The organism is Solibacillus sp. FSL W8-0474 (assembly GCF_038004065.1).
Taxonomy (GTDB): domain Bacteria; phylum Bacillota; class Bacilli; order Bacillales_A; family Planococcaceae; genus Solibacillus; species Solibacillus faecavium.
On sequence record NZ_JBBOQJ010000001.1, the window covers coordinates 1,681,293 to 1,697,326 of the forward strand.

At 35.5% G+C, this 16,034-nt stretch carries 17 protein-coding genes; 14 read left to right on the forward strand and 3 right to left on the reverse strand.

Annotated features, from left to right (window positions below; all coding sequences use genetic code 11):
• Positions 1-178: 178 nt before the first annotated feature.
• Both NYE67_RS08260 and NYE67_RS08265 read left to right on the forward strand, forming a co-directional pair.
• A complete protein-coding gene (locus tag NYE67_RS08260; RefSeq protein ID WP_340727746.1) occupies positions 179-1,177 on the forward strand; it encodes an NAD(P)/FAD-dependent oxidoreductase in 999 nt (332 codons plus the stop codon).
• 163 nt (positions 1,178-1,340) lie between these two features.
• Positions 1,341-2,147, forward strand: a complete 807-nt coding sequence (locus NYE67_RS08265) for an aldo/keto reductase (protein ID WP_340727747.1) — start codon at positions 1,341-1,343, stop codon at positions 2,145-2,147.
• Positions 2,148-2,642: 495 nt separating this feature from the next.
• Here NYE67_RS08265 and NYE67_RS08270 read toward each other — a convergent pair whose 3' ends face one another.
• Positions 2,643-3,002 carry a hypothetical protein gene (locus NYE67_RS08270; protein ID WP_340729696.1) on the reverse strand — a complete coding sequence of 120 codons (360 nt, stop codon included), beginning with the start codon at positions 3,000-3,002 and terminating at the stop codon, positions 2,643-2,645.
• A 213-nt stretch (positions 3,003-3,215) separates the two neighbouring features.
• On the opposite strand from NYE67_RS08270, the gene NYE67_RS08275 reads away from it, so the two are divergent.
• Genes NYE67_RS08275 through NYE67_RS08290 form a run of 4 tightly spaced genes read left to right on the forward strand, consistent with a single transcriptional unit; the run spans position 3,216 to position 6,515 of the window.
• Positions 3,216-3,740 carry an RNA polymerase sigma factor gene (locus NYE67_RS08275; RefSeq protein WP_340729697.1) on the forward strand — a complete coding sequence of 175 codons (525 nt, stop codon included), beginning with the start codon at positions 3,216-3,218 and terminating at the stop codon, positions 3,738-3,740.
• Positions 3,737-4,507: a hypothetical protein gene (locus NYE67_RS08280; protein ID WP_340729698.1), complete on the forward strand. Its 771-nt coding sequence runs from the start codon at positions 3,737-3,739 to the stop codon at positions 4,505-4,507. The genes NYE67_RS08275 and NYE67_RS08280 overlap by 4 nt, the downstream gene beginning before the upstream one ends.
• Complete coding sequence (locus tag NYE67_RS08285) at positions 4,492-5,364, forward strand: ABC transporter ATP-binding protein (RefSeq protein WP_340729699.1); 873 nt, start codon at positions 4,492-4,494, stop codon at positions 5,362-5,364. Before NYE67_RS08280 ends, NYE67_RS08285 begins: the two co-directional genes overlap by 16 nt.
• On the forward strand, positions 5,361-6,515 hold the full coding sequence (locus tag NYE67_RS08290) for an ABC transporter permease (RefSeq protein ID WP_340729700.1): 1,155 nt from the start codon (positions 5,361-5,363) through the stop codon (positions 6,513-6,515). Before NYE67_RS08285 ends, NYE67_RS08290 begins: the two co-directional genes overlap by 4 nt.
• 127 nt (positions 6,516-6,642) lie before the next feature.
• Here the strand turns inward: NYE67_RS08290 and pgeF are convergent, their stop codons facing one another.
• Entirely contained in the window at positions 6,643-7,404 is a 762-nt protein-coding gene (gene pgeF / locus NYE67_RS08295) for a peptidoglycan editing factor PgeF (RefSeq protein WP_340727748.1), read from the reverse strand.
• Positions 7,405-7,492: 88 nt separating this feature from the next.
• Here pgeF and NYE67_RS08300 point away from each other — a divergent pair, with 88 nt between their 5' ends.
• The 3 genes from NYE67_RS08300 (at position 7,493) to NYE67_RS08310 (ending at position 9,074) form a co-directional block, all read left to right on the forward strand.
• Positions 7,493-7,936 (forward strand): ATPase, encoded by a 444-nt coding sequence (locus tag NYE67_RS08300; protein ID WP_340729701.1) that lies wholly within the window; start codon positions 7,493-7,495, stop codon positions 7,934-7,936.
• 152 nt (positions 7,937-8,088) lie between these two features.
• Positions 8,089-8,775, forward strand: coding sequence for a DUF771 domain-containing protein (locus NYE67_RS08305; RefSeq protein ID WP_340729702.1), 687 nt, complete (start codon positions 8,089-8,091; stop codon positions 8,773-8,775).
• Positions 8,772-9,074 carry a DNA primase gene (locus NYE67_RS08310; RefSeq protein WP_340729703.1) on the forward strand — a complete coding sequence of 101 codons (303 nt, stop codon included), beginning with the start codon at positions 8,772-8,774 and terminating at the stop codon, positions 9,072-9,074. Before NYE67_RS08305 ends, NYE67_RS08310 begins: the two co-directional genes overlap by 4 nt.
• 50 nt (positions 9,075-9,124) lie before the next feature.
• Here the strand turns inward: NYE67_RS08310 and aspA are convergent, their stop codons facing one another.
• Complete coding sequence (aspA, locus tag NYE67_RS08315) at positions 9,125-10,549, reverse strand: aspartate ammonia-lyase (protein WP_340729704.1); 1,425 nt, start codon at positions 10,547-10,549, stop codon at positions 9,125-9,127.
• A 222-nt stretch (positions 10,550-10,771) separates the two neighbouring features.
• Here aspA and NYE67_RS08320 point away from each other — a divergent pair, with 222 nt between their 5' ends.
• The 5 genes from NYE67_RS08320 (at position 10,772) to NYE67_RS08340 (ending at position 16,024) form a co-directional block, all read left to right on the forward strand.
• On the forward strand, positions 10,772-11,296 hold the full coding sequence (locus tag NYE67_RS08320) for a dehydrogenase (RefSeq protein ID WP_340729705.1): 525 nt from the start codon (positions 10,772-10,774) through the stop codon (positions 11,294-11,296).
• A gap of 155 nt (positions 11,297-11,451) precedes the next feature.
• On the forward strand, positions 11,452-11,922 hold the full coding sequence (locus NYE67_RS08325; protein ID WP_340729706.1) for a DMP19 family protein: 471 nt from the start codon (positions 11,452-11,454) through the stop codon (positions 11,920-11,922).
• Positions 11,923-12,658: 736 nt separating this feature from the next.
• The gene (locus NYE67_RS08330; protein WP_340729707.1) at positions 12,659-13,477 is read left to right on the forward strand and encodes an NUDIX hydrolase; all 819 of its coding nucleotides are present in this window, start codon (positions 12,659-12,661) and stop codon (positions 13,475-13,477) included.
• Between the two features lie 120 nt (positions 13,478-13,597).
• Entirely contained in the window at positions 13,598-14,506 is a 909-nt protein-coding gene (locus NYE67_RS08335) for a hypothetical protein (protein WP_340729708.1), read from the forward strand.
• Positions 14,507-14,560: 54 nt separating this feature from the next.
• The gene (locus tag NYE67_RS08340; protein ID WP_340729709.1) at positions 14,561-16,024 is read left to right on the forward strand and encodes a nicotinate phosphoribosyltransferase; all 1,464 of its coding nucleotides are present in this window, start codon (positions 14,561-14,563) and stop codon (positions 16,022-16,024) included.
• The last annotated feature ends 10 nt before the right edge of the window (positions 16,025-16,034 follow it).

Sequence of the window (16,034 nt, forward strand, 5' to 3'; positions counted from 1 at the left end):
AAAGAAGGCTAATGATTCATAAATAAGAATATATCAATTATGAAAAGCAGTATAGGTTTTGAAAATGATTGTAGTGGAATCTTACTATCGAAGTGTTAAATGGATGTAACAAATTATCACTCAAATTTCTCACTCCATCTTTTTAAAAAATAGACCAATAATGATAGGAGCCATCAATATGAAGGAAGATTTAAAGGTATATGACGTCACGATTATCGGTGGAGGCCCTGCAGGTATGTTTACAGCATTCTACGGAGGCATGCGCCAGCTTGAAGTTAAGTTAATTGAAAGTCTCTCGCAATTAGGTGGACAGCTTGCTGCACTTTATCCAGATAAATATATTTATGATATCGCAGGATTTCCGAAGGTGCGAGCGCAGGAACTTGTTAATAATCTAAAAGAGCAAATGTCAGCTTTTGACCAAGCGATCGTAACGGGACAAAGTGTTGAAGCAATTACAAAGTTGGAGGATGGCACATTTAAGCTGACAACTAACGAAGAAATCCATTATTCAAAAACCATCATTATTACAGCAGGTCTTGGTGCATTCCAGCCAAGACAGTTGGAAGTTGAAGGTGCGGAATATTACGAGGGTAAAAACCTTCATTATTTCATCAACAATATAAATGAATTTAAAGGAAAGAATGTAGTCATTTTCGGCGGAGGGGACTCAGCTATCGACTGGTCCCTTATGCTTGAGCCCATTGCAAAGAAAGTTACGATTGTTCATAGAAGAGATCAATTCAGAGCACATGAGCACAGTGTTGAAAATCTTTTCAAGTCAAGTGTAGACATAAAAACGCCTTATATGCCTGATGCGTTGTTTGGTGATGAAAAGGGCATTAAACAAGTTGTCATCCGGAATGCAGAAGGTCTAAAAGAAACACTTGATGTTGATGACATTATCGTAAACTATGGATTTAAATCCTCATTAGGTCCAATCAAACAGTGGGGGTTGGAAATCGAGAAAAATTCCATTATCGTCAACTCTAAAATGGAAACCAATATCGAAGGGATCTATGCTGTTGGTGACGTATCAACATACGATGGAAAAGTGAAATTGATTGCAACTGGATTCGGTGAAGCGCCGGTAGCAATCAATGCGGCACGATTGTTTATTGATCCTACAGCAAAAAAACATGTACCGCACAGCACCGACTTTTTTAGCAAAAAATAGTATAGGGGAGAGGAGACACAATTCGCATATGGATTTGTGTCTCTTTTTTTCATATTCAGCGGGAAAAAAGGAGACCTTTACCTATTACTTTCTGAAAATTCCATTATTCGTTATGATATATGTAGCAGGAAAAATAATGAGATTCAAAGGGAGTGCCTAAACTATGGAATACATCACACTTAATAATGGAGTAAAAATGCCGATTGTTGGTACCGGTACAAATACGTATGGAAAAGAAAATAACGAATTTAAAGGAGCATTAAAAAATGAAATTCCTGAACTCGTATCAGCACTTGAGTTGGGATATCGATCAATAGACGGTGCGATTATGTATAACAACGAAGAGCTTGTCGGAAGAGTTTTAGCAGAAAGTAATGTGCCTCGAGAAGAGTTATTTATTACGACAAAAATTCCGGCGAATGAAGAATATATTTCTTCAAAGGAAGCGACTAGAGCAGCTATCGATTCTAGTCTAAAAAACTTCCAAACAGATTATCTGGACTTGCTTCTAATTCATTTCCCTATTGAAGACAAGGAACAGTTAAAAAATACTTGGGAAGTCTTTGAAGAATATTACGAGGCTGGTAAACTAAAAGCAATCGGCGTTTCGAACTTTGGAAAAAGCCAGCTAGATGAATTGAAAGAATTCGCGAAAGTGAAGCCAGCAGTTAACCAAATACAAATTAATTTGAAAGAGAAGAACAATGAACTTCTTGCTTTATTGGAGGAAGAGGGCATTACACCTGTTGCATGGGGACCGATGAAAACGGAAGCTCATCAAAATGAGGTATTGGATGAAATCGGTAAAGCGTATGGAAAAACTGGCGCACAAGTATTACTAAAATATCAAATTGCGCGTGGTGTAATCGTTATTCCAAAATCACACAACCGTGAAAATCAAGCAGCGAATCTAGATCTTTTCGATTTCGAATTAACTGCAGCAGATGTAGAGAGAATTGAAAGTCTATAAATGTGAACAAGCGTCTCCTAGTATGGAGACGCTTGTTTTATCTAGTTTAGTAGTGTGGTTTTCATTTTCTAATAACCGGGTCGGATTTTCTAATATCGTGGAAAATGTGCTAATAAAATTTCAGTTTTCTAATATATCCGTCTAACGTGCTAATAAGCTGTTGAAATGTGCAAATATCGTCCGGGGATTTTCTAATATCCCGGTTGGATTTTCTAATAAATTGAAAAAAGTGCTAATATAATCTCAGGTTCTAGTTGAGCATTTCATGTGTAGACAGCCGCTTATATTTTCTAATAATCGGGTCAAATTTTCTAATATATTTCATAATGTGCTAATAAAATTTCGATTTGCTAATAAATCCGTCCGATGTGCTAATAAGCTGATGAAATGTGCAAATATCTCCTAGAAATCTTCTAATATCCAGCCCAAATTTTCTAATATTTAATCAAAAAGTTCTAATAAAAAATCCCTGATCTTAGTTGGATCCCAAATTCTTTAATCAAGGTAGATTTCTTCTAACGTAAAGCCATTACGATTTTTATAAACCTTTATTCTCATGAAATAATCCTCTTCTGATAAGTCATTCCATATCTCGGCAATATTCCCTTCTCTGCGCTGTTCATTTTCAATTATGTTAAATGAATCTTTCTCATTAAGAATAGCTTCTTTAACACCAAAGTCTCCTTCTACAACTACAACAAAGTCATTATTATCTTGTTTTAATTCTCTAATTTCAATTGTGCCAAAATATATAATTGAGACATAGTAATAATAAAGAAAAATAAATAATAGCACGCTCAAGATTATTATTATTTTCCCTTTTCCTATGATCTTCCTTCTTTTATTTACCTCCATTTAACCGCCTTCTTTCCAGCGTCTTCATAACCTACCAACCTGCCAGTTAGTTGATAATTACCATTTCGCAACATTTAAGTAATTTTAGCATGGATTTCCGGTCTTTTTACCAGTATTAAATAAAAAAGTAGATGAAATTTAAATCCTTTTTACGTATTTAATAGTTAAACTAAATATACAAGAAAAATGTAAATGTTTGGGTGGTGATACGGGTTGGAGGATAAAAGACTTATAAGGCAAATACAGCAAGGTAATAGTGATGCGCTCGATACAATAATCAGGAAATACTATAACGATATATACAGCTATTGTTTTAGAAAAACAGCAAATACTTCTGTTGCTGCCGATTTAACGCAAGAAGTGTTTTTGAGGCTTGCAAAGTATATACATAACTATGTTCATAAAGGTAAATTTAGAAATTACCTTTTTATTATAGCGAGAAACATATGCCATGATTATTACAAAAAGAAGGGAGCTGTTGTTGAAGACATAGATTTATTGGATGTTCCAGATCGTGATAGTAATTTCAATAGATTAGAACAATCAGAGATTATCATAAAGGCATTAGGAAGTTTGCCAGATATTCAAAAAGATGTGATTATTCTACGCTTTTATCATGATATGAAACTAAAGGAGATATCCGAAATAACAGGAGCTTCTCTTGCCACTACGAAATCAAGATTAAAACAAGGGCTGGATAAATTGAAAAAAATCTTATATAGGGAGGACGTATTTTGAAGAATAAAAAGATAGAAGATACATTAAAAAATTATCAGGTTCCTCAAATACCTAATTTAATGGTTGATAAAACGGTACAGCTTGCCAAACGGGAATTTGAAAAATCGCCTATTCGTTACAAAATGCCATTTAGAGAATTATTTATAGGGCAGATAAAATATATTTCTTCTTACATATGGATTGTTCAAGCGATACTCCTTTTACTCATTTTATTATCCATGTCACTCTCAACCCATGGTATCGATGATCATCAAACAATTATTACGGTACTTTCTGTCGTAGCTCCGATTATTGCAGTAGTTGCAATACCCGAACTCGCAAAAAGTTTTAGCTATAATATGTGGGAAATCGAATCTACTAGCAAGTTTAATCTCCAAAAGTTAATTGCTATACGCCTAATGATAATAGGACTAATCGACTTATTGATTATAACGATACTAATAGCTACGACTAGTATTTTTTATGAAATTAGTTTTGTAAATGGTGTGCTGTATTTACTTGTTCCGTTTAATTTCGCAAATAGTATCTATTTGTTTTTACTTAGAAAATTTCATGGGAAACAAGTTGTTATCAGTTGTTTAATTGCTAGTTTAATTATTGCAATTGTACTGGGATCCCTTTCTGTGTTTAATGTATGGTATTTACTTACATCAACATTTATGTGGATTATTTTGTTGGTTTTTTCAGTAGGTACTTTATTCATTGAAATAATTAAGTTAATTAAAGCAACTCAAGGTGGAGGGGAAATGTTATGGAACTATCAATAGAAAATATTAGTAAAGAATATGAAAATAAGACTGCTGTTGACGCATTTACAACTAAATTTAATGCAGGGGTTTATGGATTACTTGGTGCGAATGGGGCGGGAAAAACAACATTATTGAAGTTAGTCACTGGCATATTAAAACCGACAGCTGGCAAAATAAAATACAATGAAACTGAAATAAACAAGCTCGGTGAAGATTATCGTGACATATTGGGGTACCTCCCTCAAAACTTTGGTTACTATCCCGATTTTAAAGCATTTGATTTTCTGATGTATATTGCTTCTTTAAAAGGAATTCCTCATTTCAAAGCGAAGCAAAGAAGTTTGGAATTGATGGACTTAGTAGGTCTAATTGATGAAAAAGATAAAAAAATAAAAACATTTTCGGGTGGAATGCGGCAACGATTGGGAATTGCTCAAGCAATGCTAAATGACCCGAAAATATTAATATTGGATGAACCGACTGCAGGCCTCGACCCAAAGGAAAGAGTTCGCTTTAGAAATCTTATCAGTTCGTTAAGTAATGATAGAATTATTATTTTATCTACTCATATCGTTTCTGATGTTGAGTATATTGCAGATGAAATCATTGTGATGAAAACAGGTAAGCTTTTACACAAGGGGAGCGTTAAGGAAATTACACGTAGTATAGAAGGCTATGTATGGGAAGGTATAGTAACAAAAGAGGAAGCAAATGAATTAGGACAAAAATTCACTATCAGTAATTTAAAACATGAAAATGACATGGTCTATATTAGAATTGTTTCTGAAAAAAAGCCCTTTAATCATGCAATTAATAGCGTCTCTAATCTTGAAGATCTGTATCTTCATTATTTTGAGGAAGGTGAAATGAAATGAGGGGGCTTATTTCGTTTGAGCTCAGAAAAATTATTCGAAAGCGTAGTACAATCTTAATAATAATTACAGCACTCATAATAAGTCTAACTTCAATTTTCTTTGGCGCAATGACTGAAACCTCCTACATTACAGAAACAGAAAAAATAAAGGGTTTTCAAGCCATTGAAAATGAAAGAAATCGTCAGGGACAATTAAGTGGCTACCTCAATGAGGATTATATTAAACAAATAAACATTGAAGCTGCTCAAAAAAATCCTGAATATTGGGGTGTTTTACCAGTTATAGGTGTGCAAGAAGATCGGTTGCCTAATATAATATCGGACTTAAATTCGGGTAATTTGGATGGTATCTATGACAATATACTAAAGGGGCCTGCAACAGATAAGGCAAGGCCTGTTGGTACGAGTAGTCAAGTGGATCAACTACTAAACATGTATGAGCAAGTTCAAGTACCTTTCTATTTCGACTTTTACGATGGTTGGGAAAGAATGAGTTCAAGTTTTTCAATATTCTTAGCTTTAGTTGTAAGTGCGATCATTGTTATCAGTTTATCTCCTGTTTTTTCGGACGAATACAGTCAAAAAACAGATGCAATTATTTTAACGACAAAGTATGGAAAAAATAAAGTGATCGTAGCAAAGTTAATAAGTTCATTTATTTTCACACTAGCCGTTTATTTATTCTTTGCAACGGTAAATTTTATTCTTCATGCAGCAATTTACGGGTTAGATGGGGGGAATGCTAATATACAGCTTCATAGCTGGTATTATCAATCTCCTTATAATTTTACCTTTATAAAATTAAATCTGTTTTCAATGGGTTTAAGTTTGATAGGGCTGGTATTTATGGCAGCAATCACTTTGTTCATATCTTCCAAAGCAAAAAATCCATTTATAACTGTTATTTTATCTGCTGCAGTCCTGTACATTCCTAAAATAGATGTATCGGAGATTTCTTATACGGCACATATTTTACTTGGTTTGTTCCCTATAAATATGATGAATGCTGCAGAACACTTTGAACTTGGCGTGTTTTATAACCTTTTTGGTTTTTCTGTAGTGCAACCCATCATGATGATTTTTATTGCTGTCATTATATCTATTTTGCTAACTGCTTTGACATATAAGTCTTTTAAAAATCATCAGATATAAATATAAAATCAGAAAAGCCTAATTCCTCAACCTTTAGCTAGGAACTAGGCTTTTTCATAGATAGTATAGGGAATATTAAATAACCATTAAATCCACCTATCACGAAGTAATTTACAAACTCAAAAATCTATTCTCTCCGCATAACAAAACTCAAATGTCTGCCTATACTGCGATCTTGGCGATGGGAAAATCCTTCATCATCCAAAAACGTGCACATGCGGTCAATTGTAATATTCTCTTCAGGAACACCTGCGAGCATACATTGCTTTTTCACGGTTAACTGATTATCGATATGGAATTTACCTGTATCTTCATTCCAGTACATAAATTCATCCGCATAGCCGAGCGCTTTGAATTTCTCTTGCACATCTGCATCCACTTCAAATTTTTCCTGGCTAATTGCAGGTCCGATTAAAACTTTTAGATCAAGCAAATCACAATTTTCCTCTGTTTTTAAATGCTGGAGTAGCTTTAAAGTAATCTCTTTAATCGTACCTTGCCAACCAGAATGAACGGCACCGACTAATTTAGTTTTTTCATTATAAAATAAGACTGGTACACAATCGGCAGTAAAGCTTGAGATCACGACATTCGGTTCATACGTATAGAGGGCATCGGTATCGGAAATGGCTGTAGAATTATCTATTGTCCCTTTGCCAATTTCTGATTTCTCAACGCGGAAGAAGTTGGCGCTATGTGTTTGGTTAGCGCACACAAACCTTGATAAATCAGTTTGCAGCAGTGATGCGAGCTGCTGGCGGTTTTCGATAATATTGGCTTCGTTTTTGCAAACATGTAGGGCCATATTATTATCCTCGGCAAATGCTGAATCTTTGAGTGTAATACCCATTACTCTTTTTTCATTATTTTCATAAAATTTTACTTTCATTTTATCACCCCCTGTACTATACCCTCAAAAACAAATTTTGTATAGGCAAATGGGGTTTGGTATAATGATGGGAAATAGGGGGAATCGGATGAAAAGTTGGCAAATCATTTTGACAGGTTTTTTACCTTATGTAATGGCGGTTATTGTTTTTATAGCGGTTGCAATACCTTATGCGAATGAAGCAATTACATTCGGTACGGCCGTGTCCATAATTGTTTATGTTTTGCCGATTTACTTCTTTGTCGTCATCCCTTGGTATTATGTGATGTACATCATGCGCAAGCGTTACAGCAAACGTGCTCTTTTATACACAAGTCTTGTTTTTTGTGTGCTTCAGCCAATCGTTTTCGGAACGGTTCTAAAAGTACCGGTCGGCAGTGCGGATTTTTTACTTTTTGTATCACCACCGTTTATAGTTGGCATAATGGTTAGTACACTGTGTATTAACTGGTTCTTTCCCGCATTAACGGGTAGTAATTTATCTGCCTCGAAAGCGTCGCGGCAGAGGCAAGACTCCAGCCTCGGAACTTAAGCAGGGCGAAAAGGATATGCGGGAGATCAACTACCCGTAAAAGCCCGATTGGTTCAACTAACAATCAGTGGGGGATCAAAAAACCCCACTGATTGAAGTTTCACTTTATAAAGAAGAATTATAGCAACTGACAGATGGAAGGGGAGAGCCGATTGGAATTGACGATTGAATGGCACTATATCACTAAGTCTAAGCAGGAAATCATATGGCGAAGTGAGGCAATTCCTGCTGCGCATGCCTATACGCTCGTACTGGATATGGAAAATACGGGTCGGACAAAAAACATTGTGATGACAGATGAGCATGACAGTACATGGACATTAAAAGAACTGAAAAAATATTTAAAATCACTCGAAACAGAACCTTCTGAAGTAGAGGTGTATTTCGATGGCGGTTTTCATAGGGAAGAAAAGCTGGCTGGTTTAGGGATTGTCGTCTATTATAAACAGAATGGGAAAAACTATCGTTTGCGAACGAACCGACTGGCGGAGTATTTAACATCAAACAATGAAGCGGAATATGCGGCTCTGAATCTTGCAGTTGAACAACTTGAGGAAATGGGTGTCCACCATCAAAAAGTGAAGATTTACGGTGATTCGCAAGTCGTCATTAATGAAATGAACGGCGAATGGGCAGTAACTGATAGTGTACTCACAACATGGGCGGATAAAATTGATGCGAAGCTCCAAAAGCTTGGCATTCGACCTCATTACGAATATATTGACCGCAAACTAAATGGGGAAGCGGATCAACTCGCTAATCAGGCACTTCAGGAAATCGAAATATACGCGGATATCGACGTACAAAAAAGTAGGAAAAAGAAAGGTGATCTTTCATGATTCGATCTGTTGGCGCAGGGAGTTCAAGTTTAACGAACCAGACTCGTCCACGAAATATTCAACAACAAACAACAGCCTTCCCGAAAATAGGAGAAGAGCAAGGATTCGCACCAAAGCAGGAAAAGCTAATTACTGAAGAGCTCGAAAAAGCACCAATGATGGTTGGTGTAAAACCGAAAGCACAGCTGAAATCCATTTTTGACGAAATAAATGATGTCGTTAAGAAAAATGCGGATGGGGATCGTTTGGAAGTAAGTAAACGTGCTATTTCTTTAGCAAAGGAAACATTATTTAGTTAAAAAATAAGCTCCACCGGGAAATTAATTTTCTCAGTGGAGCTTTCTTTATGTTATAGCATTACCTTTTTTTCAAAAGCACGCTCACCAGCAATACCTGGTTGTGTTAATTCAAATGGATTTAAAATAATATCCAGTTGTTCGATTGTGAAATAATTATATTGTAGGCAAAGTTCACGTACAGATTTACCACTATGAAGTGCTTCACGAGCAATCTGGCTTGAACGCTCATAACCTAAATGAGGAGCTAAAGCTGTTACGACACCGATTGATTGCTCTACAAAATCATGTAAACGTGCTTCATTTGCTTCGATATGATCTAAGCAGTACTTCGTGAATACTGTAAAACCGTTTGTCATAATTTCAATTGATTGTAACAGGTTGAATACTAATACCGGTTCCATTACATTCAATTCGAATTGTCCTGCTTCAGAAGCAAGAGAGATTGTGACATCATTCCCAATTACTTGGAAGGCAATTTGGTTAATCACTTCAGGCATAACTGGATTTACTTTACCAGGCATAATCGACGAACCAGGCTGGCGTTCCGGTAAACGGATTTCTGCAAAACCGGCTTTTGGACCTGATGCCATTAAGCGTAAATCATTAGCGATTTTCGACATATTCATCATCGCAATTTTTAACATTGATGAAACTTCTGCGTACGTATCTGTATTTTGTGTACCATCGATTAAATTATCTACTTTAATGAATGGGAATCCACTATAAGCAGCAATGTTTTCTACAGCTAATTTCATATATTGTGTATCTGCATTTAAACCAGTACCGATAGCAGTTGCACCGATATTGATTTGCAGCATTGTTTGCTGAGCTTTTTTAATACGGGCAATATCACGTGCTACTACTGCCGCGTATGCACCAAATTCTTGACCTAAACGGATTGGTACTGCATCTTGTAAATGAGTACGACCCATTTTTACAATAGAATCAAATTCTACTGATTTTTGAATGAAACTGTCACGCATTACTTCCATCGCCATAATTAACTTATCTAAAGTTGTGACTGTTGCGATATGAATAGCAGATGGGAATGCATCATTTGTTGATTGGGCCATATTAACATGGCTGTTAGGACTGATGATTGAATAAGTACCTTTTTCTTCCCCTAATATTTCTAACGCACGGTTAGCAATGACTTCATTGGCATTCATGTTCATTGAAGTACCTGCGCCGCCTTGAATTGGATCTACAACGAATTGATCGTGTAAATGCCCTTTAATAATGTCATCAGATGCTTGCGCAATCGCGTTAGCAATTGTTGCGTCTAATTTACCGATCGCTGCATTCGCAAGTGCTGAGCTTTTTTTCACAATGGCAAATGCGCGGATCAATTCCGGATGCATAGTCATTTTTGTGATGGGGAAGTTTTCTATTGCACGAGTTGTCTGAACGCCGTAATATGCGTCCTTTGGAATTTCTAATGTGCCTAAAAAGTCTTTTTCAATACGTGTACTCATTTGTACGAACCCTCCAAGAGAATGGTGTAATAGTTGGATAAACAATTACATTATACGTCAAAAAAACTTAAAAGCTTACTTGCTGAATAATTAGATTATTTGACGTGTTCATGTGAACTTTAAAAAGTTATTTACGAATTTCATTATAAACGGATTCTAGTTAATTACGAAACTTTTTTCTGCTCCATGCGACTAATTAAGAAAGAAGTGAGGTGGAATACAATGAAGAAATGGTTACCATACATGTTTGTACTAATTATGTTATTGGCTGCCTGTAATACAAGTGAGCAGACAGGTAATTCGGGTGAAAACAGTGGGGAAGATGCAGCGGAAGATAATATTGACTATAAACTACTACATCAGTTGAACTACATGCCTCCAGAGGTAGGTTCAAGTATTTCAATCGTACAGGATGAAAAACTATATTTAAAATGGGCTGAAATATTCGAGTTTGATCCAGTCCATGCAATAGACTTTGAAACAGAAGAAGTGTTATTTGTAACGGCCTATTCAAATGGCTGTGGTAGAGTATTCGAGAGTGTTAAAAAAGAAGGGGAAACATTAATTGTTAAGTTAAATTACCCTGAAGATATTCGTAAAGAAAAAGATGTTGTATGTACGGAGATTGCACTACCAAATGCTTATGTCATAAAGATGGAAAAGACGAACACAACAAAAGGAAAATTAATTGATATTAACCGGACAATTTTTGAAGATGATGCGATTGTTCAAGAAAAACTGCAATAGAATAATTTTGTGTCTAGGGGTTTCTTCGCTTGAAGCCCCCCTAAAAATTTGGAAGCGGGATCGTACGGGGGGATAGTTAACAAATTATGGTTTGGAAAGGTATACTTCAATTAAGGCAACAATGAACTTGTACAAGATTAATTGGAGGGAATGCTATGAAACCAAAAATACAAAGAAAAGATTTAATAAGTAAGACAGATATCACGAATGCTGTAATGGCTGTTTTAAGTGAATCAAGTTTGTCATCAGAAGACCCTATTTTAAATAAAGCATTAATTGTCTATCATTACTACTCAGAACTTGAAAGTGGGGGACACGAAAGCTTATTCAGGTGGTATGGACAGGAAATTAATGAGATGGGAATAGATAATTACTTGAATAAACTAATTGGAACCCTTGAAGAAATCGGCGCTCACAATTATGCGATGAATGAGAAAAAGTATGGTAAAAAGTTATGGAGCTTGTACGTTGCCTTAGAAAATGATGAAATTGAAGAAGACGAGTTTTATAGTATCGTCGAAAAAGCGACAGATGAGTATTATAAGCTTGATGATGAGTTAAGAGATTTATTGGAAACTTATTTAGTTGAGATCTATTCGGATTTGATTGAAGTAGTGGAGGATTGAGTATTCTTCAACTATCGATACATAAATAAACACAATGATATTTTATTTAGGGGGAATTTTGATGAACACTACAAATAATAAATGGAACATCTATGAAGTAAAAACGAGCTATTTTGTATTTTTTGGTGCCGCGATTGGTGCGATTGTAGGGTTAATAGCTTATGTGAAGGAATGGTTATAACAAGCTTATTACTCTTAAATACAAACTGCCCAAGATCGGGCAGTTTTTTTATGTTTCTCTAAAATGTCCTTCAAACTTACTTAGAAAAAAGGGATAATACAAGAGGTGCACTAAAAGAAAGAAAAGACTTTAATTGTTTTTATACTATTCCTTGCTCTTATTACTTCTTTTCAATCAACAACAGTTTCGTCAGATAAATCAGCAAAAGATTCTGAAGAGCTAAGATTACAGGATATGCTTATGATTATGCTGGCTCCTTATATTGAACAGAATTTACGTTACTATTATTATCCGAATATTGTAAAGGGTTTTCCACCTATTGTTGACCTTTGGAAAGTTGAAGTGTTAGAAACATTTTTATTATTATTGTATTCCATATTTCCACTCCTTAAATGTAACCATAAGAAAAAACATTATTTTTTTCTTGCAATTCATTAAATCATCGTATATATTTAAATTAACAAATTGTTAATTGTTAATAAAGCAACATACACTTATTCTTTAAAACGGATTTGTAATATCAAGTAAGAATATTCTCACTTAGGAGGAATTAAAATGGCAAAGTATCATTCAGAAGAAGAGGCATTAAAAAATTATGACACAAGTAAATACCGCACACCCGATGGTTACACATCAGACATCGCCATCTTTACACTTTTACCAAACGAACATTACAAAGCAAAAGATGAAAAAAGCTCGAAATATTGCTTAGCTTTAATGTTGATTAAACGAGCTGGACTTGACGCAGAAGGCGAACCGAATATTGAAGGCAACAAGTGGGCATTACCCGGTGGCTTCACACAAATTGAAGGGGATAAGGGAAGTGCTTTTGAATCAGCGAAACGAGAGTTATTAGAAGAAACAAGTATTAAAGGTGTTCATATTAAACATTTCGGCGTATACGATACATTTGGTCGTGATAAGAGAGGTTGGATTATTTCAAACGCTCATTATGCGATTGTACCTGAACAACATATCCAAGACCGAAGAGCAGCAGATGATGCAGCGGAAGTGCAATTATTCACGATTGATGAAGTGTTTAAATTGGACATTGCATTCGACCATCGTCAAATTATCGAAGATGCAATTTCATCAGTTAAAAAAGATATGCAACAAACAACAGTAGCAAAAAACTTCTTACCAGAAGAATTCAAGTTAGAAGAATTACGACAAGTATTATTAGCAGTGATTGATGACAACGTGGTAAACACAAAATCTGCCTTTTTCCGAAAAGCACCATCCCTTGATTTCATTGAAGAAGCAAAAGACGCACAAGGGAATCCGAAAGTAACCGAACCAACAGGTAAAAATAAACGACCTTCAAAATTGTACAAATTCGAAGAAGTTGAGCCTGTACCGTCCATTTGGAATTAAGTTCGATGACAAAAATTTCAAATTTCAATTTTTAGCATTTAAAAACGATTATTTTTTATAAAAAAACAATTAACAATTACTAAATTGTTATTAATGATTTTAAAAAAGGAGTGGGATGTAATGAAGACAAATTTTGAAAAGATTGTTCATATTGAGGAAATAGGAAAAGCGAATACAGCGAAGCTTAACGATTTGCTGACATTAGCAAAACAAGAAAAATTCAAACCTTCTGTTGAAGATAAAGAAAAGGTGTTATTTATCGGTATCGATTTTCAAAACGATTTCATGGAAAATGGAGAACTCGGTGTACTAAATTCCCATAAGGATATTGAAAATACAACACATTTCCTCTATCGAAATTTAGAAAAAATCACCGACATTGCAGTATCTCTTGATACGCATGAATTACACCAAATTTTCCATCCTTGCTGGTGGGTGGATGAACAGGGGAATCACCCAAATCCATTTACGATTATCACAGCAGAAAATGTAAAAACCGGTAAATGGAAAGCTATTAATTACGAAAAAGCAAGTGCTGATTACGTAGAGAACCTTGAAAAAATCGGTAAAAAGCAATTATGTATTTGGTCATATCACTGTATTGAAGGTACATTCGGTGCAGCTTTAGAAGGGCAATTCTCAAATATGATCCATTTCCATTCGATTGTACGAAAAACACCGATTCAAAAAATAACCAAAGGAAAAGACCCGTTAAGCGAAATGTACGGTATTATCAAACCGGAATATTCTCTTTATGCAGAAGGCGAAAATAATGAGTTCTTATTATCTCTTAAAAATTACGATAAAATCTTTATCGCAGGAGAAGCGAAATCACATTGTGTATTAGAATCGGTTCGTCAAATCGTTGAATTTTATGACCATAAGAAAGAACTTACGAAAAATATCTATTTATTAGAAGACTGTACGAGTCCTATTGCTGGATTTGAAGAAACAACTGAACAAGCATTTCAAGAATTAGAAAAAACATATGGCATTCAACGTGTGTTATCTACGGAAGTGACACTTTAACAGGGGGCGGGTTTTCTCGCTCCTAATGATTACAAACCTTAGGAGGGAATTATGATGAAAAAATATCAAGACGATAGCTTAACGCTTCACACAGACCTTTACCAAATTAACATGGTGGAAACATACTTTAAAGACGGTATTGCAGAAAAAAAGGCAATCTTTGAAGTGTATTTCAGAAAATTACCGTTCGGAAATGGTTATACAATTTTTGCGGGCTTAGAACGTGTAATCCAATACTTAAAAGGATTTAAATTCTCAGAAAGCGATATCGACTATCTTCGTGAAGAAGGTGGTTATGATAAAGAATTTTTAGACTATCTAGCAAATATGCGTTTTACAGGGGATATCCGTGCGATGAAAGAAGGGGAATTGGCTTTTGCGAACGAACCACTAATTCGAATAGAAGCACCACTTGCTCAGGCTCAAATCATCGAAACGGCAATTTTGAACATTGTCAATTATCAAACACTCATTGCGACAAAAGCGGCTCGTATTAAACAAGTGGTTGGTGAAGACGTTGCGTTCGAATTCGGTACACGTAGAGCGCAAGAATTAGATGCGGCTATTTGGGGTACAAGAGCAGCTTATATAGGCGGGTTTGAAGGTACGAGTAATGTTCGTGCAAGTAAAAAGTTCGGCATCCCTGCTGTTGGCACTCACGCCCATGCATTGGTACAAACTTATCAAGATGATTATACTTCATTCAAAAAGTATGCGGAAACACATAAAGATTGTGTGTTCTTAGTGGATACGTATGACACGCTTCGTTCAGGTGTACCAAATGCTATTCGTGTAGCTAAAGAAATGGGCGATAAAATCAATTTCGTTGGAATTCGCTTAGATAGCGGAGACCTAGCTTACTTATCAAAAGAAGCAAGAAAAATGTTGGATAAAGCGGGTTACAAAAAGGCAAAAATCACCGCTTCCAACGATTTAGATGAATATACAATCATCAACTTAAAAGCACAAGGGGCTAAAATTGATACATGGGGAATTGGAACAAAATTAATTACAGCTTATGACCAACCCGCACTTGGCGCGGTGTACAAAATGGTCGCGATTGAAAATGACCAAGGGGAATTTGAAGATACTATTAAAATTTCAGGAAACCCTGAAAAAGTATCAACACCGGGATTAAAAACACCTTATCGCATTATTAATGTAGCAAGTGGGAAAAGCGAAGGTGATTATATCGCGCTCGATACAGAAAACCCAGAACAAGAAGAACGATTAAAAATGTTCCATCCCGTTCATACCTATATTTCAAAATTCGTAACGGATTTTAAAGCGAAAAAACTCCACGAAGATATCTTCGTTGCGGGAGAACTTGTATACGCAATCCCTAACATTGAAGAAATCAAAGTGTATGCAAAGGAAAACCTTACATTACTTTGGGAAGAGTACACACGAACATTACATCCAGAAGAATACCCTGTTGATTTAAGTCAAAAATGTTGGGATAACAAAATGAAAAAAATCGAAGAAGTAAAAGCGAAAGTGCAAGAAATGATTGATTAACTAAGGGGGG